Genomic DNA, 16835 nt, shown 5'->3' with positions numbered 1-16835 from the left:
ATCGTAGCCCACGAAGAGGCAATGCCCATGGCCGCTCCAAGCCAAAACATTCGCATCCGGCTCAAGGCGTTCGACTATCGCGTGCTGGATGCCAGCACCGCGGAGATCGTTTCGACCGCAAAGCGCACCGGCGCTTCCGTCCGCGGCCCGATCCCGCTGCCGAACAAGATTGAGAAATTCACCGTTCTGCGTGGCCCGCACATCGACAAGAAGTCGCGCGACCAGTTCGAAATCCGCACCCACAAGCGTCTGCTCGACATCGTCGATCCGACCCCGCAAACCGTGGATGCCCTGATGAAGCTCGACCTCGCCGCCGGCGTGGATGTCGAGATCAAGGTCTGAGGAGGAACACCAGATGTTGCGCTCAGGCGTTCTCGCAAAGAAAGTGGGCATGACCCGCTTGTTCATGGAAGACGGCCGTCAGGTTCCTGTCACCGTTCTTCACGTCGACAACCTTCAGGTCGTTGCTCAGCGCACCACCGAGAAGGACGGCTACACCGCCGTTCAGCTCGGCGCTGGCTCGCCCAAGATCAAACGCGTATCCAAGGCGATGCGCGGTCATTTCGCAGCTGCCAAGGTCGAACCGAAGCGCAAGGTTGTGGAATTCCGCGTCGCTCCTGAAAACATGATCGACGTCGGTGAGGAAATCATCGCGGCCCACTATTTCGAGGGCCAGTTCGTCGATGTTTCCGGCACCTCGATCGGTAAGGGTTTTGCCGGTGCTATGAAGCGTCACAACTTTGGAGGCCTTCGCGCCTCTCACGGTGTGTCGGTCAGCCACCGTTCGCACGGCTCCACCGGTCAGTGTCAGGATCCGGGCAAGGTGTTCAAGGGCAAGAAGATGGCTGGTCACATGGGCTCTGCCCGCGTCACCACGCAGAACCTTCAGGTCGTTCGCACCGATGCCGACCGTGGCCTGATCATGGTCAAAGGCGCCGTCCCCGGCTCCAAAGGTGGCTGGGTGACTGTCAAGGATGCGGTCAAGAAGCCGCTTCCCGAGAACCTGATCTATCCGGCCGCACTGCGGTCGGCTGCCAAGGAAGCTGAACGTCTGGCAGAAGAAGCTGCTGCGCAGGCTGCTGCCGAGGAAGAAGCCGCTGCAAAGGCTGCTGCCGAGGCGGAACAGGCCGCGCTGGACGCTGCCGAGGCTGAAACGTCGGCAGATGCTGCCGCTGAAGGAGGCGAGACCAATGAAGGCTGAAGCCATCAAACTCGACGGTAAAGCCGCTGGCTCCGTTGATCTGGACGACGCGATCTTCGGCCTCGAGCCGCGCGCGGACATCCTGCACCGCATGGTGCGCTGGCAGCGTGCCAAGCAGCAGCAGGGCACACACGCCGTGCTGGGCCGGTCCGATGTCAGCTACTCGACCAAGAAGATCTACAAGCAAAAGGGCACCGGCGGCGCACGTCACGGCTCCCGCGGCGCTCCGATCTTCCGTCACGGCGGTACCTACAAGGGCCCGACCCCGCGTAGCCACGAGCACGATCTGACCAAGAAGTTCCGCAAGCTGGGTCTGAAGCATGCGCTTTCGGCCAAGGTTGCAGCGGGTGAACTGGTCGTCATCGAGAATGCCGAGCTGGCCGAGGCAAAGACGAGCGCACTGGCCAAGCAGGTCGGTGCTCTGGGTTGGAAGCGTGCCTTGATCATCGACGGTGCCGAGGTGAACGAAAACTTCGCTCGCGCTGCCGCCAACATCGCAACCCTGGACGTGCTGCCCTCGATGGGTGCCAACGTCTACGACATCCTGCGCAGTGACACTCTGGTGCTCACCAAGGCAGCTGTCGAAGCACTGGAGGCCCGCCTGAAATGAGCGCGAAACCAGAACATTACGACGTGATCCGCAAGCCGATCATCACCGAGAAGGCAACCATGGCTTCCGAAGCCAACGCGGTTGTTTTCGAAGTGGCGATCGACGCCAACAAGCCGCAGATCAAGGAGGCCGTCGAGGCTCTCTTTGGTGTGAAGGTCAAGGCTGTCAACACGACGATCACCAAAGGCAAAGTGAAGCGCTTCCGCGGTTCGCTCGGCACCCGCAAGGATGTCAAGAAAGCCTATGTGACGCTCGTCGAAGGCAACACGATCGACGTTTCGACCGGTCTCTGATCGCGTCCTTTCAAGAAACAAGCAGAGCTCCGGCAGCCACCCGCTGCCGGGGCTTTTTCGTTGTCAACGCCTGCGCCGAGGCCCTATCTTTGCCCATGCCGGACCCATTTGAGGCGTGAAACAATGAAACCGCATCGCATCTATTCGATGAGTTTTGCAAGCGTGTATCCCCACTACGTCAACAAGGCCGAACGCAAGGGCAAGACCAAAGCCGAGGTCGACGAGATCATCCATTGGCTGACCGGCTATGACCAGGCGGCGCTCGATGCCCAGATCGAGGCGAAGACCGATTTCGAGGGGTTCTTTGCGCAGGCCCCGCAGATGAATCCCTCCCGAGATCTAATAAAGGGCGTCGTTTGCGGCGTCCGGGTCGAGAATATCGAAGAGCCTCTGATGCGCGAAATACGCTATCTCGACAAGCTGATCGACGAGCTCGCACGGGGCAAGGCCATGCAGAAGATACTGCGGGCTTGATTTATTGACGTCGGAGCGGTCCTGCTGCTTGACCTCGCGCCGCCGACTCAATAGGAAGCCTCATCGGCCAAGCCCCGGATTCGTCCGGGGCTTTGGTTTTGTTCGTATGAACAAGCGTACCGGGGACCTTCGGGGCCCTATAGCTAAACAGCCGGGCCCAAACCGCCCGCAAAGCAACGGAAGACAGAAAGCATGGCACTTAAGTCGTATAAGCCGACGACGCCAGGCCAGCGTGGGCTGGTGCTGATCGACCGTTCGGAGCTTTGGAAAGGTCGCCCAGTTAAGGCTCTCACCGAGGGTCTGAGCAAGCACGGTGGCCGGAACAACACCGGACGGATCACAATGCGTCGTCGTGGTGGAGGCGCCAAGCGTCTTTACCGGATCGTGGATTTCAAGCGTAACAAGCTGGACATGTCCGCAGTGGTCGCCCGGATCGAATATGACCCGAACCGGACCGCCTTTATCGCCCTCATCCAGTACGAAGATGGCGAGCAAGCCTACATCCTGGCCCCGCAGCGTATCGCTGTCGGTGACAAGGTCATCGCTGGCGCCAAGCAGGACATCAAGCCTGGCAACGCAATGCCGTTCTCCGGCATGCCCATCGGTACCATCGTCCACAACATCGAGCTGAAGCCCGGCAAGGGCGGCCAGATCGCTCGCGCTGCTGGCACATACGCTCAGTTCGTCGGTCGTGATGGTGGCTACGCCCAGATCCGCCTGTCCTCGGGCGAGCTGCGTCTGGTCCGTCAGGAATGCATGGCCACCGTCGGTGCCGTGTCGAACCCCGACAACTCCAACCAGAATCTCGGTAAGGCCGGTCGGAACCGCCACTATGGCAAGCGCCCCGCTGTTCGCGGTGTGGCAATGAACCCGATCGATCACCCGCATGGTGGTGGTGAGGGTCGCACCTCCGGTGGTCGCCACCCGGTCACCCCGTGGGGCAAGCCGACCAAGGGTGCCCGCACCCGTAACAAGAACAAGGCGTCGCAGAAGCTGATCATCCGCTCGCGTCACGCCAAGAAGAAGGGCCGTTAACACATGGCACGTTCTGTTTGGAAAGGCCCCTTCGTTGACGCCTATGTGCTCAAGAAGGCTGAAGCGACCCGCGAAAGCGGTCGTAACGAGGTCATCAAGATCTGGTCCCGCCGCTCGACGATCCTGCCCCAGTTCGTGGGTCTGACGTTTGGCGTTTACAATGGCAAAAAGCATATCCCGGTGAACGTCTCCGAGGACATGATTGGCCAGAAATTTGGCGAGTATTCGCCAACGCGGACCTATTACGGTCACGCGGCTGACAAGAAGGCAAAGCGCAAATGAGCAAGGATAAGAACCCTCGCCGCGTGGCCGATAACGAAGCCATGGCAAAGCTCCGCATGCTGCGCACCAGCCCGCAGAAGCTGAACCTCGTGGCCGCCATGATCCGTGGCAAGAAGGTGGAAAAGGCCCTCACGGACCTGACCTTCTCGAAGAAGCGGATCGCTGAAGACGTGCGCAAGTGCCTTCAGTCGGCTATCGCCAATGCTGAAAACAACCACAATCTCGATGTGGATGAGCTGATCGTTGCCGAAGCATACGTCGGCAAGAACCTGATCATGAAGCGCGGTCGTCCCCGTGCCCGTGGCCGGTTCGGCAAGATCGTCAAGCCATTCTCGGAACTGACCATCAAGGTTCGCCAGGTTGAGGAGCAAGCATAATGGGAAATAAAGTAAATCCCGTCGGAATGCGGCTTCAGGTCAACCGGACCTGGGACAGCCGTTGGTTTGCCGACACGAAGGACTATGGCGATCTTCTTCTCGAAGACCTCAAGATCAAGGACTTCATCAAGAAAGAAGCCAAGCAAGCCGGCATCAGCCGCGTGATCATCGAGCGTCCGCACCGCAAGTGCCGCGTCACGATCCACGCCGCCCGCCCCGGTGTCATCATCGGCAAGAAAGGCGCGGACATCGAGACGCTCCGCAAGAAGCTTGCCGCGCTGACCGACAGCGAGTTGCACCTCAACATCGTTGAAGTGCGCAAGCCTGAGCTGGACGCTGCCCTCGTTGGTGAGAGCATTGCACAGCAGCTCGAGCGTCGTGTGTCCTTCCGTCGTGCCATGAAGCGCGCCGTGCAGAACGCAATGCGCATGGGCGCTCTGGGTATCCGTGTGAACCTCGCCGGTCGTCTTGGCGGTGCCGAGATCGCGCGGACCGAATGGTACCGTGAGGGCCGCGTGCCCCTGCACACCCTTCGTGCCGACATCGACTATGCCCTGACCGAGGCTCAAACCGCCTACGGCATCATCGGGATCAAGGTCTGGATCTTCAAAGGCGAGATCATGGAGCACGATCCTCAGGCGCGTGACCGCAAGCACGCCGAGCTTCAGGAGGGTGCTATCCCTCGTGGTGCCGGTGGCGGTCGTCGCGACCGTGACAGGTAAGGAGTAGATTAGATGCTGCAACCAAAGCGCACAAAATTCCGCAAGCTCCACAAGGGCCGGATCAGCGGCGAAGCCAAGGGCGGGTCTGACCTGAACTTTGGCACATACGGTCTCAAGGCTCTTCAGCCCGAGCGCATCACCGCGCGTCAGATCGAAGCTGCCCGTCGTGCCATGACCCGTCACATGAAGCGTCAAGGCCGTGTCTGGATCCGGATCTTCCCGGATACCTCCGTGACCTCCAAGCCCGTCGAAGTTCGTATGGGTAAGGGTAAAGGTTCGGTCGATTTCTGGGCCGCCAAGGTCAAGCCCGGCCGGATCATGTTCGAGATCGACGGTGTGACGGAAGACGTCGCCCGTGAGGCCCTGCGCCTTGCCGCGATGAAGCTGCCGATCAAGACCCGGACCGTGGTTCGCGAAGACTGGTAAGAACCGGCGCCTCATCGGCCCGCGTTTCGACAGAATCGACCCCCGCCGGGAAATCGGCGGGGGTTTTCGTTTGTTCGGGCGTGGCTCGACCGAACGATCCGGGCCGGCTGGACGGCTGGCTCGCTGCCCCGCGATCGGATCGCGCTCGTCAGCCCGAGGTTGGAAAGATCCGTGCGATGCCGGATTCGAAATCGCCCCAACTCATGGCAGCCCGGTTTCCCGCGTAGCCTTCGTAATAGGATTGTCCGGAGGGCAGGGGGAGCCCGGCCCATATCCGGGCGAGGTTTCGCATGAAGGTCTCCCGGCTCATGTCTCCGGATTGAAAGCTGTTCAACCCGGCATTGTGCAGAAGCACCAATGCCAGTTGATCCTGAACCGCGGGTGTAAACTGGGTGTCGCTTCCCAGTCCCTTGCGAGCGGCAAGATCCCGCAGGGTGGCGGGGATGAATTGATAGCGCCCGATCGCATGAGGTTGTCCGGGCGTGGCGCTGATCCAGGCATAGATTTCTCCGAGCGTCATCTGCGTCGGCAGTTTCCCAGGCCGCACCCGCGCCCCGTATTGAACGGCATCGTAGCCGGCGTGCCCCGCTTCGGCCTGGGCAATCAGGCTGAGCAGACGAGCGGCCGGAGAGCGGCCCGGCAGTGCCGATTGGGGCGCGTCCGGCCGGTCGGGCAGGGGGGCGAAGAAGCTGGTTCCGCTTGTGCCGGCGAAGAGGCTGGGTGAGGCGGAGACACCGCGCCGCTCCGGCACGCCGGCCAACACCGCAGAGGTGCGTGCGGCGCCGAGCGGAAACAGCGATTGCCGTTCCGCCGTCGCGCTGGAGGCCAGCCCGATCAATGCAAGGCACAGTGGTTTCAGGTATGCCGCCATTCTGGCTCTGCCCCCGTTCAAGTTCGGGACAGGGATCGCAGGGAATTCTTGACAGCCGGTTGCGATGGCCAGCGTGTGGCCCTGCAAAAATGATGCTAATTTTACCTAAGTCAGACGCCGCCCGCGTCTAGCCCCACGCATAATTGAAGCTGACTGATATGCGGTCGTCTTCCGCCATGTTCATCGGCACCTCGTGCCGCAGCCAGCTTTCCCATAGCAGGACGTCGCCCACCTCGGGTTCGAGGTAGATGAAGCTGCGCAGGTCCTCGCGCGCATCGGCCTTGCGCGGCGGGCTGGCCATCATCATCGCAAGCCTCGGATCCTCGAACTTGATTGCGCTCGCGCCGGGAGGCATGGCCACGTAGGTCGTGCCGCTGATCACCGAATGCGGGTGAATATGTGCGGTGTGGATACCGCCCTGTGGCAGAATGTTGATCCAGATGTCTTCGAGCTTCAGCTTTTTGCCGCCGAGGTCGAAATCCAGTTCCGCTGCGAAGGCTTTGACGTGCTTGTTCAGAACCTTGACCAAAGCCTTGAAGAGCGGGTCGCGCCAAGGCAGGTCGGTCAGGGATGCATAGGACGTATAACCGGGGAAGCCCTTTTCCTCGCACCAGTCCTGTCCGGCTTCGTCGTCCTCGGCGATTGCGAGGCAGGTGTTTTCCAGCTCCTCGGTGTCGATCGGTTTGCCGAGGTCGGACAGACGAGCGTGATAGAGGCGGGTGGCGAAGAGGGATCTGATCTGGGTCATATCCCGCTCTTAGCGCAGCGCGATCTGGAACGCGAGTGGATTGCTTGGCGGATCGGGGTCGTCGGTTCCGCCTCCTTGCTCCATTGGCTTTGAAAGACTGGCGCTAGGTCTTGCATCGGGGTATTCATGCCACGGATCCGATGGCCGGAAAGGGCGCGATATGCGGCCCCGTCGCGACCTGCGGGCACACCGCCGAGACGGGGTTTGTCGATTGCGCGGAATTGAGGCTTGCCAAGGCCCGAGTCGCCCCCTATACGGCGCACTTCACTACCCACTCCACTGGAATCGGGGTGACCCTTCGCGGGCCCACCAGTGATGTTGAAAGGAATACGGCGATGGACGCCAAGGAACTTGCGGGCAAGACGCCCGATGAACTGCGTGAGCAGCTCGTAAATCTGAAGAAAGAAGCCTTCAACCTGCGCTTCCAGCAGGCCACCGGCCAACTCGAAAACACTGCCCGCATGCGCACTGTGCGTCGTGACGTGGCCCGTGTGAACACCATTCTGAACCAAAAAGCAGCTGCTGCTGCGTCGGAGGCCTAAGATATGCCCAAACGCATCCTCTCCGGTGTTGTGACATCGAACCAGAACGCCCAGACCGTCACCGTTTCGGTCGAGCGTCGCTTCAAGCACCCGCTGCTTCAGAAAACCATTCGTAAGTCCAAGAAGTATCGGGCTCACGATGAGAACAACGCGTTCAACGTCGGCGACATCGTTCGCATTCAGGAATGCGCACCAAAGTCGAAAACCAAACGCTGGGAAGTTCTCACCTCCGAGGCGTGAACCTTCCATTGTAATCGAAACCCTGGGGCCGAAACCGGTCCCCAAAGGTCGGGAGAAACCAAATGATCCAGATGCAGACCAATCTGGATGTCGCTGACAACTCCGGCGCACGCCGAGTTCAGTGCATCAAGGTTCTGGGCGGTTCACATCGCCGCTATGCATCCGTGGGCGACATCATCGTGGTGTCGGTCAAGGAGGCCATTCCGCGTGGCCGCGTCAAGAAGGGCGACGTCCGCAAGGCTGTTGTCGTTCGCACCGCCAAGCAGGTTCGTCGCGAAGACGGCACGGCTATCAGTTTTGACAGCAACGCCGCCGTCATCCTCAACAACGCAAACGAGCCGATCGGCACCCGTATCTTCGGGCCAGTCGTTCGCGAGCTGCGTGCGAAGAACTTCATGAAGATTATCTCGCTGGCTCCGGAGGTGCTCTGATGGCTGCGAAACTCAAGAAGGGCGACAAGGTCGTCGTGCTCACCGGCAAGGACAAGGGCAAGCAGGGCGAAATCTCGTCCGTTGACCCGAAATCCGGCAAGGCTGTCGTCAACGGCCTGAACATCGCCATCCGCCACATGAAGCAAAGCCAGACCGATCAGGGTGGCCGCGTTCCCAAGCCGATGCCGATCAACCTGTCCAACCTTGCCATCGTCGATGCCAACGGCAAGCCGTCTCGCGTCGGTTTCCGCATGGACGGCGACACCAAGGTGCGCTTTGCCAAGACCACGGGGGACGTGATCTGATGCTCGATACTGCAAACTATACCCCGCGCCTCAAGGCCGTCTACGCCGACACCATCAAGGCTGCGATGACCGAGGAATTCTCCTACAAGAACCCGATGCAGGTTCCGCGTCTGGAGAAGATCGTTCTGAACATCGGCTGCGGTGCTGAAGCTGTCCGCGACAGCAAGAAAGCCAAATCCGCTCAGGAAGACCTGACCACCATCGCCGGCCAGCTGGCCGTCGTGACCAAGGCAAAGAACTCGATCGCCGGTTTCCGCGTTCGTGAAGACATGCCCCTCGGTGCCAAGGTGACCCTGCGTGGCGACCGGATGTTCGAATTCCTCGACCGTCTGGTGAACGTTGCCATGCCTCGTATCCGCGACTTCCGCGGTATTTCCGGCAAGTCGTTTGACGGCCGCGGCAACTATGCGTTCGGCATCAAAGAGCACATCATCTTCCCCGAGATCAACTTCGACAAGATCGATGAGAACTGGGGCATGGACATCGTGATCTGCACCACCGCAAAAACCGACGCTGAAGCGAAGGCACTGTTGAAGCACTTCAACATGCCCTTCACCAGCTAAGCGCCAGGAGACATTAGATATGGCTAAGAAATCCATGATCGAGCGCGAAAAGAAGCGCGAAAAGCTGGTGGCGCAATATGCTGAAAAGCGGGCCGCGCTGAAGGCGATCATCAACGACAAGGAAAAGCCCGTGGAAGAGCGCTTCAAGGCGTCTCTGAAACTGGCCGAGCTGCCCCGCAACAGCTCCAAGGTTCGGTTGCACAACCGTTGCCAGCTCACCGGGCGTCCACACGCCTATTACCGCAAACTGAAGATCAGCCGTATTGCGCTGCGCGACCTCGGGTCGAACGGCGAGATCCCCGGCATGGTCAAATCGAGCTGGTAAGGAGGGAATGCTATGAACGATCCAATCGGTGATATGCTGACCCGTATTCGGAACAACCAGATGCGCGGCAAGTCGACGGTGGAAACACCGGCGTCCAAGCTGCGGGCATGGGTGCTCGACGTGTTGGCAGACGAAGGCTACATCCGCGGCTATGAGAAAGTCACGGGCAAGGACGGTCACCCCGCCCTTGAAATCAGCCTCAAGTATTACGAAGGCACTCCGGTTATCCGTGAGATCAAGCGGGTCTCGACCCCTGGTCGTCGCGTTTACATGGGTGTGAAAGACATTCCGTCGGTCCGTCAGGGCCTTGGTGTGTCGATTGTCTCCACCCCCAAGGGTGTGATGTCGGATGCAAATGCGCGCGTTGCCAATGTCGGCGGCGAAGTGCTTTGCACGGTCTTCTAAGGAGGTCTGGCAATGTCTCGTATTGGTAAGAAGCCGGTCGAACTGCCGTCAGGGGTCACTGCCTCTGTCTCCGGTCAGACCGTTGAAGTCAAAGGCCCCAAGGGGACCCGCAGCTTCACCGCAACCGACGATGTCACCATCACGATCGATGGTAACGTCGTCAACGTCACCCCGCGCGGCACGTCCAAGCGCGCCCGCCAGCAGTGGGGCATGTCCCGCACGATGGTGGAAAACCTCGCAACTGGTGTCTCCACCGGCTTCAAGAAAGAGCTGGAGATTTCCGGTGTGGGTTACCGCGCACAGATGCAGGGCAATGTCCTGAAGCTGGCTTTGGGCTACTCGCACGACGTGAATTTCGAAGTGCCGGAGGGTGTCACCGTGACCGCTCCCAAGCAGACCGAGATTGTCGTTGAGGGCATCGATCAACAACTCGTCGGCCAAGTCGCGGCCAATATCCGTGAATGGCGCAAGCCGGAGCCCTACAAGGGCAAGGGTATCAAGTACAAAGACGAGTATATCTTCCGCAAGGAAGGCAAGAAGAAGTAAGGACGGGTATTATGGCAAACAGCAAAAGAACTCTGTTTCTGAAGCGCCGTATGCGCGTTCGGAGCAAACTGCGGAAGGTCAACGCCGGGCGTCCTCGCCTGTCGGTGCATCGTTCCAACAAGAACATCATGGTTCAGCTGATCGACGACGTGAACGGCGTGACGCTCGCTTCGGCTTCTTCTCTCGAGAAGGATCTGGGCATCGTCGGCAAGAACAACGTCGAAGCAGCAGCCAAGGTCGGTGCAGCAATCGCAGAACGTGCGAAGAAGGCCGGCGTGACCGAAGCCTATTTCGACCGTGGCGGTTTCCTGTTCCACGGCAAGATCAAGGCTCTGGCCGAAGCTGCCCGCGAGGGTGGTCTCAAGATCTAAGAATGCGGGGCGTAGCGATACGCCCCTCATTTCGTTTCGATACCGTAGGCTGTGCCGCGGCTCAGTCTCGATGATCCGGGGGCCCTAGTGCCCACCGCGATTGGACAATGCCCCGAGGGGCGCAAGAAAAGGACGCCAGACATATGGCAGAACGTGATAACAACCGTGGTGGCAATCGTGGCCGCCGTGAAGAAGCAGCTCCCGAATTTGCCGATCGTCTGGTCGCCATCAACCGGGTGTCCAAGACCGTCAAGGGCGGTAAGCGCTTTGGCTTTGCCGCGCTCGTCGTCGTAGGCGACCAAAAGGGTCGTGTCGGCTTTGGCAAAGGTAAGGCCAAGGAGGTCCCCGAGGCCATCCGCAAGGCAACCGAGCAGGCCAAGCGTCAGATGATCCGCGTGCAGCTGAAAGAGGGCCGCACGTTGCACCACGACATGCAGGGCCGTCACGGCGCTGGCCGCGTCGTGATGCGCGCAGCCGTTCCCGGTACCGGGATCATCGCCGGTGGTCCGATGCGTGCCGTGTTCGAAATGCTGGGTGTGCAGGACATCGTGTCCAAGTCCACCGGCTCTTCGAACCCCTACAACATGATCCGTGCCACCATGGACGGCCTCAGCAAAGAGCAGAGCCCCCGCGCTGTCGCTCAGCGTCGCGGCAAGAAAGTGGCTGACATTCTGCCCAAGCGCGACGATGCCCCTGCCGAGGCAGACACCGCCGCCGAAACCGCAGAAGCGTAAGGAGAGACCGATATGGCAAAAACCATCGTCGTCAAGCAGATCGGCTCGCCGATCCGCCGTCCCGCCAAACAGCGTGAGACCCTCAAGGGTCTGGGCCTGAACAAGATGCATCGTACCCGCGAGCTGGAGGACACTCCTTCGGTCCGTGGCATGGTCGAGAGCATCTCGCACATGGTTCAGATCATCGAAGAGAAGGGCTGAGCCGGGATTCGGCAACGCCACGATCGAACAGAAGACATCGAAACGCCGTGGCCATTGGTCGCGGCGTTTTCGCGTTTCGTCCACGCAGGCCTGCGCTTCGCAGCTTTTTGGCAAACACCTCTTCCGAAAACGGCGGCCTTGCTTTCGCTATGCCCTTGACCCTTGCTCCTTTGCTGCGTAAACGCCTCCGGTGGCCCCGACCGTTTGGACGGGCGTCAAGTATTTCAACGCCGTGGTCGGCCACTCCCGTCGCTGGGGGTCGCATCCGGCAAAAGGAGAAGCGACATGAAACTGCATGAACTGCACGACAACCCGGGCGCAACCAAACGCCGTATGCGCATTGGCCGTGGTCCGGGCTCCGGCAAGGGTAAAACCGGTGGCCGTGGTATCAAGGGTCAGAAGTCCCGTTCGGGTGTGGCCATCAAGGGCTACGAAGGCGGCCAGATGCCGCTCTACCAGCGTCTTCCCAAGCGTGGCTTCAACAAGCCGAATCGCAAGGAATACGCTGTGATCAACCTCGGTCTGATCCAGAAGTTCATAGACGCCGGCAAAATCGACGCCAAGGCAGAGATCACCGAAGATGCGCTGATCGCCTCCGGTGCTGTTCGTCGCAAGCTCGACGGTATCCGCGTTCTGGCCAAGGGCGAGTTCTCCGCCAAGGCGACCATCTCTGTGACCGGTGCGTCCAAAGGCGCCATCGAGATGGTGGAAAAAGCGGGCGGCACCCTGTCCGTTGCGGCGGCCGCAGCAGCTGAATAACAGGTTGTGGTGCGGGTGATCCGCACCTACATCTCCTGTAAGATTTCCTTGCCGCCGCCAGCCGGACATCCGGTTTGGCGGCGCATTCATGAATAAAGAGCGAGCCCAATATGGCATCAGCAGCAGAGCAAATGGCAGCCAACATGAGTTGGGGGGCCTTCGGCAAGGCCACTGAACTGCGCCAGCGAATCCTGTTCACCCTGGGCCTTCTGATCATCTACCGTCTGGGCACATTCATCCCGGTTCCGGGTATCGATGGCGCGGCCCTGCGATCCTTTATGGACGACGCCGCGGCCGGCATTGGCGGCATCCTGTCGATGTTCACCGGCGGCGCGTTGGGCCGCATGGGTATCTTTGCCCTCGGTATCATGCCCTACATCTCCGCCTCGATCATCATTCAGCTTCTGGGTTCCATGTGGGAGCCGCTCAAGCAGTTGAAGAAAGAGGGCGAGCAGGGCCGCAAGAAGCTCAACCAATACACCCGCTATTTCACGGTCATTCTGGCGACGTTCCAGGCCTACGGCTTGGCGCGCAGCCTCGAGGCCGGTGAATTGGCCTCGAACCCGGGCCTCTATTTCCAGGCGGCCTGTGTGATCACCCTCGTCGGTGGCACTATGTTCCTGATGTGGCTGGGCGAACAGATCACAGCGCGTGGGATCGGCAACGGCATCTCGCTGATCATCTTTGTCGGCATCATTGCCGAAATCCCCGCAGCCTTGGCTCAGTTCCTGACGACCTCGCGCCAGTCCGGCGACGCCATGACCATCATTCTGGTGATCATCATGGTGGTCGTGACGCTGACGTTCGTGGTGTTCATGGAGCGGTCGCTGCGCAAGATCCACATCCAGTATCCCCGCCGCCAAGTGGGTATGAAGGTCTATGACGGTGGTTCGTCCCACCTGCCGATCAAGGTTAACCCGGCGGGCGTTATCCCGGCGATTTTCGCCTCGGCTCTGTTGCTGCTGCCGACGACGATCTCGACCTTCTCGGGTGGTGACAGCGGTCCGGTGATGTCGACGATCCTCGCCTACTTTGGCCCCGGTCAGCCGCTCTACCTGATCTTCTTTACCTCGATGATCGTGTTCTTCACCTACTTCTACACCCGTGAAGTGGCGTTCAAGACCGACGAGGTGGCCGACAATCTCAAGAACCAGAACGGCTTTGTTCCGGGTATTCGTCCCGGCAAGCGGACCGCGGAATACCTCGATTATGTCGTGACGCGTGTTCTTGTTCTTGGTTCGGGGTATCTGGCGCTGGTCTGCCTGCTGCCCGAGATCCTCCGGTCACAGCTGTCGATCACCTTCTACTTCGGCGGAACGTCGATCCTGATTATCGTGTCGGTTGGCATGGACACGATCCAGCAAGTGCAGTCTCATCTGCTCGCCCATCAATACGAAGGGCTTATCGAGAAATCGCAACTGCGCGGCAAGCGCGGCGGCAAAGCAAGACCCAAAGGACCGACGCGCCGATGAATATTATCCTTCTTGGGCCCCCGGGGGCCGGCAAAGGCACACAGGCTCGCATCCTCGTCGAGGGCCGCGACATGGTGCAGCTCTCCACTGGCGACATGCTTCGTGAGGCGCGGTCTTCCGGATCCGAAATGGGCAAGATCGTGGCCGACGTCATGGATCGGGGCGATCTCGTCACCGATGAGATCGTCATCGGACTGATCCGCGAGAAGCTGACGACCGGGACCGCTCCGGGTGGCTATATCTTTGACGGGTTCCCACGCACTCTGGCGCAAGCCGATGCCTTGGGCGCTCTGCTTGACGAGCTGGGTGAGACGCTGGATCACGTCGTTGAAATGCGCGTCGATGACGAGGCTCTGGTGGCCCGCATCACGGCCCGCTCCACCTGTGGCGATTGCGGTGAGGTCTACAACGATCAGACCAAACCCATTCCGGCTGACGGCAAGTGCACCAACTGCGGCGGCACCGATTTCAAGCGTCGGGCAGACGACAACGAGGAAAGCCTCAGAACCCGGCTTCTCGCCTATTACAAGCAGACCTCGCCGCTGATCGGCTACTACTACGCCAAGGGCGATCTGCGCAGCGTCGACGGCATGGGCGAAATGTCGGCCGTTTCCGGCGAGATCTCTTCGGTCCTCGACTCCTGATCTGCGGCGGGCAGGGCGCACTCATGCGCCCCGTCTCACACCGGAACCAGGTGGAGGAAATGCGAAGGGCGCCCGGTGTTTTGGCGCTCCCGTCCCAAACCTCTTGACAGGGGGTTGACCCTCAGGGCCTGACCCCATAATTAGCGCCATCCCCATTGGGAATCATTTTTGCTTTTTGGGTCGCCCCCAGCGAGCAGATCACCTCGATATGACGGCGGCCCGTTGGGAAAACCATCGGGCCTCAGTTGTGAAAAAAGGTTCCGGCATGACGGAATCGCAACGAAAAGGAATACAGCCTTGGCACGTATCGCCGGCGTTAACATCCCCACGGGCAAGCGGGTCCCTATCGCGCTGACCTACATCACCGGAATCGGCAACACGACCGCTCAGCAGATCTGCGACAATGTCGGCATCGACCTGTCGCGTCGCGTCAATGAGCTGTCGGACAGCGAAGTTCTGGCCATCCGCGAATACATCGATGCCAATCTGAACGTCGAAGGCGACCTGCGCCGCGAGACCCAGATGAACATCAAGCGTCTGATGGACCTCGGCTGCTACCGTGGCCTGCGTCATCGTCGTAACCTGCCCGTTCGCGGTCAGCGTACTCACACCAACGCACGCACACGCAAGGGCCCTGCAAAGGCCATTGCTGGCAAGAAGAAATAAGGAGGCTCCGACATGGCACGTGATACCCGTCGCGGAGGCAAGAAGAAGGTCTCCAAGAACATCGCCGCCGGTGTGGCGCATGTGAATTCCAGCTTCAACAACACCAAGATCCTGATCTCGGATGTGCAAGGCAACGCAATTGCCTGGTCGTCCGCCGGGACCATGGGGTTCAAAGGCAGCCGGAAATCCACACCCTACGCAGCTCAGATGGCTGCCGAGGACGCTGGCAAGAAGGCACAAGAGCACGGCGTGAAGACCCTCGAGGTCGAAGTGCAAGGCCCCGGTTCCGGCCGTGAGAGCGCCCTGCGCGCACTGGCCGCCGCCGGTTTCAACATCACCTCGATCCGTGATGTGACCCCGATGGCCCACAACGGTTGCCGTCCGCCGAAGCGCCGCCGCGTCTAAGCCGATCCGAACCAGTCGGGGCCTGTGCAATGGCACATGGCCCCGATCCGTCATTTTGAAACCTCGAGAGTTCGTCCGGTCGGACATGCCAGACGAACAAGAATGGAGGGACGCATGATCCACAAGAATTGGGCCGAACTGATCAAGCCGACACAGCTTGAAGTGAAGCCGGGAAATGACCCTTTGCGGCAGGCTACCCTGACTGCCGAGCCGCTGGAGCGTGGCTTTGGCTTGACGCTGGGCAATGCCCTGCGCCGGGTGCTGATGTCGTCCCTTCAGGGTGCCGCGATCACGTCGGTGCAGATCGACAACGTGCTGCACGAGTTTTCGTCCGTGCCGGGCGTCCGCGAGGACGTGACCGACATCGTGCTGAACCTCAAGGGCATCGCGATCCGCATGGAAGTGGAAGGCCCGAAGCGTCTGACCGTGCAGGCCACCGGCCCCGGTCTGGTGACCGCCGCCGACATTTCCGAATCCTCCGGCATCGAAGTGCTGAACAAGGATCACGTGATCTGCCACCTCGACGATGGCGCGTCGCTTTACATGGAGCTGACCGTCAACACCGGCAAGGGCTATGTCTCGGCTGACAAGAACAAGCCCGAGGATGCGCCTATCGGCATGATCTCGATCGACGCGATCTACTCGCCGGTCAAGAAGGTGTCTTACGACGTGCAGCCGACCCGCGAAGGTCAGGTGCTCGACTATGACAAGCTGACCATGAAGATCGAAACCGACGGTTCGCTGACGCCGGATGACGCCGTGGCCTATGCCGCTCGCATCCTGCAAGACCAGCTGTCGATCTTCGTCAACTTCGACGAGCCGGAATCGGCTTCTGCCGGGTCCGAGGACGACGGTCTGGAGTTCAACCCGCTTCTGCTCAAGAAGGTGGACGAGCTCGAATTGTCCGTTCGTTCGGCAAACTGCCTGAAGAACGACAACATCGTCTACATCGGCGATCTGATCCAGAAGACCGAAGCCGAGATGCTTCGCACGCCGAACTTCGGCCGCAAGTCCTTGAACGAGATCAAGGAAGTGCTGTCGGGCATGGGCCTGCACCTCGGTATGGACGTCGAGGATTGGCCGCCAGACAACATCGAAGACCTGGCCAAGAAGTTCGAAGACCAGTTCTAAGACTTCGGGGCGGTTGGTTTGCGCCAGCCGCCCCAGACCATCCCGGGCAATCCCGC

The 16835-nt window shown here is 60.2% G+C and carries 29 protein-coding genes; 27 read left to right on the top strand and 2 right to left on the bottom strand.

From position 1 onward, the window contains the following. Window positions 1-27: 27 nt before the first annotated feature. The 10 genes from rpsJ (at window position 28) to rplP (ending at window position 5420) form a co-directional block, all read left to right on the top strand. Window positions 28-342, top strand: a complete 315-nt coding sequence (rpsJ, locus tag LOM8899_RS02705; RefSeq protein WP_093991377.1) for a 30S ribosomal protein S10 — start codon at window positions 28-30, stop codon at window positions 340-342. Between the two features lie 13 nt (window positions 343-355). Next, on the top strand, window positions 356-1201 hold the full coding sequence (gene rplC, locus LOM8899_RS02700) for a 50S ribosomal protein L3 (protein ID WP_093990606.1): 846 nt from the start codon (window positions 356-358) through the stop codon (window positions 1199-1201). Next, on the top strand, window positions 1191-1811 hold the full coding sequence (gene rplD / locus LOM8899_RS02695) for a 50S ribosomal protein L4 (RefSeq protein ID WP_093990605.1): 621 nt from the start codon (window positions 1191-1193) through the stop codon (window positions 1809-1811). The genes rplC and rplD overlap by 11 nt, the downstream gene beginning before the upstream one ends. Beyond that, window positions 1808-2104, top strand: coding sequence for a 50S ribosomal protein L23 (locus LOM8899_RS02690; RefSeq protein WP_093990604.1), 297 nt, complete (start codon window positions 1808-1810; stop codon window positions 2102-2104). Before rplD ends, LOM8899_RS02690 begins: the two co-directional genes overlap by 4 nt. 123 nt (window positions 2105-2227) lie before the next feature. Beyond that, on the top strand, window positions 2228-2578 hold the full coding sequence (locus tag LOM8899_RS02685) for a DUF2200 domain-containing protein (RefSeq protein WP_093990603.1): 351 nt from the start codon (window positions 2228-2230) through the stop codon (window positions 2576-2578). Window positions 2579-2770: 192 nt separating this feature from the next. Next, window positions 2771-3613 (top strand): 50S ribosomal protein L2, encoded by an 843-nt coding sequence (rplB, locus tag LOM8899_RS02680; protein ID WP_093990602.1) that lies wholly within the window; start codon window positions 2771-2773, stop codon window positions 3611-3613. 3 nt (window positions 3614-3616) lie between these two features. Beyond that, complete coding sequence (gene rpsS, locus LOM8899_RS02675; RefSeq protein ID WP_093990601.1) at window positions 3617-3895, top strand: 30S ribosomal protein S19; 279 nt, start codon at window positions 3617-3619, stop codon at window positions 3893-3895. Beyond that, on the top strand, window positions 3892-4272 hold the full coding sequence (gene rplV, locus LOM8899_RS02670) for a 50S ribosomal protein L22 (RefSeq protein WP_093990600.1): 381 nt from the start codon (window positions 3892-3894) through the stop codon (window positions 4270-4272). The genes rpsS and rplV overlap by 4 nt, the downstream gene beginning before the upstream one ends. Beyond that, on the top strand, window positions 4272-4994 hold the full coding sequence (rpsC, locus tag LOM8899_RS02665) for a 30S ribosomal protein S3 (RefSeq protein WP_093990599.1): 723 nt from the start codon (window positions 4272-4274) through the stop codon (window positions 4992-4994). The genes rplV and rpsC overlap by 1 nt, the downstream gene beginning before the upstream one ends. 12 nt (window positions 4995-5006) lie before the next feature. After that, complete coding sequence (gene rplP / locus LOM8899_RS02660) at window positions 5007-5420, top strand: 50S ribosomal protein L16 (protein ID WP_093990598.1); 414 nt, start codon at window positions 5007-5009, stop codon at window positions 5418-5420. A 148-nt stretch (window positions 5421-5568) separates the two neighbouring features. Here the strand turns inward: rplP and LOM8899_RS02655 are convergent, their stop codons facing one another. Together LOM8899_RS02655 and LOM8899_RS02650 are read right to left on the bottom strand one after the other, a co-directional pair. After that, window positions 5569-6291, bottom strand: coding sequence for a lysozyme family protein (locus LOM8899_RS02655; RefSeq protein WP_093990597.1), 723 nt, complete (start codon window positions 6289-6291; stop codon window positions 5569-5571). Between the two features lie 127 nt (window positions 6292-6418). After that, window positions 6419-7039 carry a TIGR02466 family protein gene (locus LOM8899_RS02650; RefSeq protein ID WP_093990596.1) on the bottom strand — a complete coding sequence of 207 codons (621 nt, stop codon included), beginning with the start codon at window positions 7037-7039 and terminating at the stop codon, window positions 6419-6421. Between the two features lie 335 nt (window positions 7040-7374). On the opposite strand from LOM8899_RS02650, the gene rpmC reads away from it, so the two are divergent. The 17 genes from rpmC (at window position 7375) to LOM8899_RS02565 (ending at window position 16779) form a co-directional block, all read left to right on the top strand. Then, complete coding sequence (gene rpmC, locus LOM8899_RS02645; protein ID WP_093991376.1) at window positions 7375-7581, top strand: 50S ribosomal protein L29; 207 nt, start codon at window positions 7375-7377, stop codon at window positions 7579-7581. Window positions 7582-7584: 3 nt separating this feature from the next. Beyond that, window positions 7585-7821, top strand: a complete 237-nt coding sequence (gene rpsQ, locus LOM8899_RS02640; protein WP_093990595.1) for a 30S ribosomal protein S17 — start codon at window positions 7585-7587, stop codon at window positions 7819-7821. Between the two features lie 62 nt (window positions 7822-7883). After that, window positions 7884-8252 (top strand): 50S ribosomal protein L14, encoded by a 369-nt coding sequence (gene rplN, locus LOM8899_RS02635; protein WP_093990594.1) that lies wholly within the window; start codon window positions 7884-7886, stop codon window positions 8250-8252. After that, complete coding sequence (rplX, locus tag LOM8899_RS02630) at window positions 8252-8557, top strand: 50S ribosomal protein L24 (RefSeq protein WP_093990593.1); 306 nt, start codon at window positions 8252-8254, stop codon at window positions 8555-8557. Before rplN ends, rplX begins: the two co-directional genes overlap by 1 nt. After that, on the top strand, window positions 8557-9120 hold the full coding sequence (rplE, locus tag LOM8899_RS02625) for a 50S ribosomal protein L5 (protein ID WP_093990592.1): 564 nt from the start codon (window positions 8557-8559) through the stop codon (window positions 9118-9120). Before rplX ends, rplE begins: the two co-directional genes overlap by 1 nt. A 19-nt stretch (window positions 9121-9139) precedes the next feature. After that, window positions 9140-9445: a 30S ribosomal protein S14 gene (gene rpsN, locus LOM8899_RS02620; protein ID WP_093990591.1), complete on the top strand. Its 306-nt coding sequence runs from the start codon at window positions 9140-9142 to the stop codon at window positions 9443-9445. A gap of 12 nt (window positions 9446-9457) precedes the next feature. Further along, complete coding sequence (rpsH, locus tag LOM8899_RS02615) at window positions 9458-9850, top strand: 30S ribosomal protein S8 (protein WP_093990590.1); 393 nt, start codon at window positions 9458-9460, stop codon at window positions 9848-9850. 12 nt (window positions 9851-9862) lie between these two features. Further along, on the top strand, window positions 9863-10396 hold the full coding sequence (rplF, locus tag LOM8899_RS02610) for a 50S ribosomal protein L6 (protein ID WP_093990589.1): 534 nt from the start codon (window positions 9863-9865) through the stop codon (window positions 10394-10396). Between the two features lie 11 nt (window positions 10397-10407). Beyond that, a complete protein-coding gene (rplR, locus tag LOM8899_RS02605) occupies window positions 10408-10767 on the top strand; it encodes a 50S ribosomal protein L18 (protein ID WP_093990588.1) in 360 nt (119 codons plus the stop codon). A 143-nt stretch (window positions 10768-10910) separates the two neighbouring features. Then, window positions 10911-11501: a 30S ribosomal protein S5 gene (rpsE, locus tag LOM8899_RS02600; protein WP_093990587.1), complete on the top strand. Its 591-nt coding sequence runs from the start codon at window positions 10911-10913 to the stop codon at window positions 11499-11501. A 12-nt stretch (window positions 11502-11513) separates the two neighbouring features. Continuing rightward, window positions 11514-11702 (top strand): 50S ribosomal protein L30, encoded by a 189-nt coding sequence (rpmD, locus tag LOM8899_RS02595; RefSeq protein WP_093990586.1) that lies wholly within the window; start codon window positions 11514-11516, stop codon window positions 11700-11702. Window positions 11703-11987: 285 nt separating this feature from the next. After that, entirely contained in the window at window positions 11988-12461 is a 474-nt protein-coding gene (rplO, locus tag LOM8899_RS02590) for a 50S ribosomal protein L15 (protein ID WP_093990585.1), read from the top strand. 110 nt (window positions 12462-12571) lie between these two features. Continuing rightward, on the top strand, window positions 12572-13933 hold the full coding sequence (gene secY / locus LOM8899_RS02585) for a preprotein translocase subunit SecY (RefSeq protein ID WP_245820410.1): 1362 nt from the start codon (window positions 12572-12574) through the stop codon (window positions 13931-13933). Further along, the gene (locus LOM8899_RS02580; protein WP_093990583.1) at window positions 13930-14577 is read left to right on the top strand and encodes an adenylate kinase; all 648 of its coding nucleotides are present in this window, start codon (window positions 13930-13932) and stop codon (window positions 14575-14577) included. Before secY ends, LOM8899_RS02580 begins: the two co-directional genes overlap by 4 nt. A gap of 297 nt (window positions 14578-14874) precedes the next feature. Beyond that, on the top strand, window positions 14875-15243 hold the full coding sequence (gene rpsM / locus LOM8899_RS02575) for a 30S ribosomal protein S13 (protein ID WP_093990582.1): 369 nt from the start codon (window positions 14875-14877) through the stop codon (window positions 15241-15243). A 12-nt stretch (window positions 15244-15255) separates the two neighbouring features. Then, window positions 15256-15648 carry a 30S ribosomal protein S11 gene (gene rpsK, locus LOM8899_RS02570; RefSeq protein ID WP_092064722.1) on the top strand — a complete coding sequence of 131 codons (393 nt, stop codon included), beginning with the start codon at window positions 15256-15258 and terminating at the stop codon, window positions 15646-15648. Between the two features lie 114 nt (window positions 15649-15762). Continuing rightward, window positions 15763-16779, top strand: a complete 1017-nt coding sequence (locus tag LOM8899_RS02565; protein WP_168770450.1) for a DNA-directed RNA polymerase subunit alpha — start codon at window positions 15763-15765, stop codon at window positions 16777-16779. Window positions 16780-16835 lie beyond the last annotated feature (56 nt).

The sequence above is a fragment of the Flavimaricola marinus genome (genome assembly GCF_900184895.1).
GTDB classification, from domain to species: Bacteria; Pseudomonadota; Alphaproteobacteria; order Rhodobacterales; family Rhodobacteraceae; genus Flavimaricola; species Flavimaricola marinus.
The sequence above is the reverse complement of the archived record's forward strand: the minus strand, read 5'-3'. Positions and strand labels throughout refer to the sequence as shown.

Coding starts and splice junctions, on each gene's coding strand:
- rpmD (WP_093990586.1), top strand. CDS start 11,514: ATGGCAAAAACCATCGTCGTCAAGCAGATCGGCTCGCCGATCCGCCGT.
- rpsH (WP_093990590.1), top strand. CDS start 9,458: ATGAACGATCCAATCGGTGATATGCTGACCCGTATTCGGAACAACCAG.
- secY (WP_245820410.1), top strand. CDS start 12,572: ATGGCATCAGCAGCAGAGCAAATGGCAGCCAACATGAGTTGGGGGGCC.
- rplO (WP_093990585.1), top strand. CDS start 11,988: ATGAAACTGCATGAACTGCACGACAACCCGGGCGCAACCAAACGCCGT.
- LOM8899_RS02690 (WP_093990604.1), top strand. CDS start 1,808: ATGAGCGCGAAACCAGAACATTACGACGTGATCCGCAAGCCGATCATC.
- rplF (WP_093990589.1), top strand. CDS start 9,863: ATGTCTCGTATTGGTAAGAAGCCGGTCGAACTGCCGTCAGGGGTCACT.
- rplX (WP_093990593.1), top strand. CDS start 8,252: ATGGCTGCGAAACTCAAGAAGGGCGACAAGGTCGTCGTGCTCACCGGC.
- rpsN (WP_093990591.1), top strand. CDS start 9,140: ATGGCTAAGAAATCCATGATCGAGCGCGAAAAGAAGCGCGAAAAGCTG.
- LOM8899_RS02650 (WP_093990596.1), bottom strand. CDS start 7,039: ATGACCCAGATCAGATCCCTCTTCGCCACCCGCCTCTATCACGCTCGT.
- rpsK (WP_092064722.1), top strand. CDS start 15,256: ATGGCACGTGATACCCGTCGCGGAGGCAAGAAGAAGGTCTCCAAGAAC.
- rplB (WP_093990602.1), top strand. CDS start 2,771: ATGGCACTTAAGTCGTATAAGCCGACGACGCCAGGCCAGCGTGGGCTG.
- rplN (WP_093990594.1), top strand. CDS start 7,884: ATGATCCAGATGCAGACCAATCTGGATGTCGCTGACAACTCCGGCGCA.
- LOM8899_RS02655 (WP_093990597.1), bottom strand. CDS start 6,291: ATGGCGGCATACCTGAAACCACTGTGCCTTGCATTGATCGGGCTGGCC.
- rpsQ (WP_093990595.1), top strand. CDS start 7,585: ATGCCCAAACGCATCCTCTCCGGTGTTGTGACATCGAACCAGAACGCC.
- rpsE (WP_093990587.1), top strand. CDS start 10,911: ATGGCAGAACGTGATAACAACCGTGGTGGCAATCGTGGCCGCCGTGAA.
- rplE (WP_093990592.1), top strand. CDS start 8,557: ATGCTCGATACTGCAAACTATACCCCGCGCCTCAAGGCCGTCTACGCC.
- LOM8899_RS02685 (WP_093990603.1), top strand. CDS start 2,228: ATGAAACCGCATCGCATCTATTCGATGAGTTTTGCAAGCGTGTATCCC.
- rplP (WP_093990598.1), top strand. CDS start 5,007: ATGCTGCAACCAAAGCGCACAAAATTCCGCAAGCTCCACAAGGGCCGG.
- rplV (WP_093990600.1), top strand. CDS start 3,892: ATGAGCAAGGATAAGAACCCTCGCCGCGTGGCCGATAACGAAGCCATG.
- rpsJ (WP_093991377.1), top strand. CDS start 28: ATGGCCGCTCCAAGCCAAAACATTCGCATCCGGCTCAAGGCGTTCGAC.
- rpmC (WP_093991376.1), top strand. CDS start 7,375: ATGGACGCCAAGGAACTTGCGGGCAAGACGCCCGATGAACTGCGTGAG.
- LOM8899_RS02580 (WP_093990583.1), top strand. CDS start 13,930: ATGAATATTATCCTTCTTGGGCCCCCGGGGGCCGGCAAAGGCACACAG.
- rpsS (WP_093990601.1), top strand. CDS start 3,617: ATGGCACGTTCTGTTTGGAAAGGCCCCTTCGTTGACGCCTATGTGCTC.
- rplC (WP_093990606.1), top strand. CDS start 356: ATGTTGCGCTCAGGCGTTCTCGCAAAGAAAGTGGGCATGACCCGCTTG.
- rplR (WP_093990588.1), top strand. CDS start 10,408: ATGGCAAACAGCAAAAGAACTCTGTTTCTGAAGCGCCGTATGCGCGTT.
- rpsC (WP_093990599.1), top strand. CDS start 4,272: ATGGGAAATAAAGTAAATCCCGTCGGAATGCGGCTTCAGGTCAACCGG.
- LOM8899_RS02565 (WP_168770450.1), top strand. CDS start 15,763: ATGATCCACAAGAATTGGGCCGAACTGATCAAGCCGACACAGCTTGAA.
- rplD (WP_093990605.1), top strand. CDS start 1,191: ATGAAGGCTGAAGCCATCAAACTCGACGGTAAAGCCGCTGGCTCCGTT.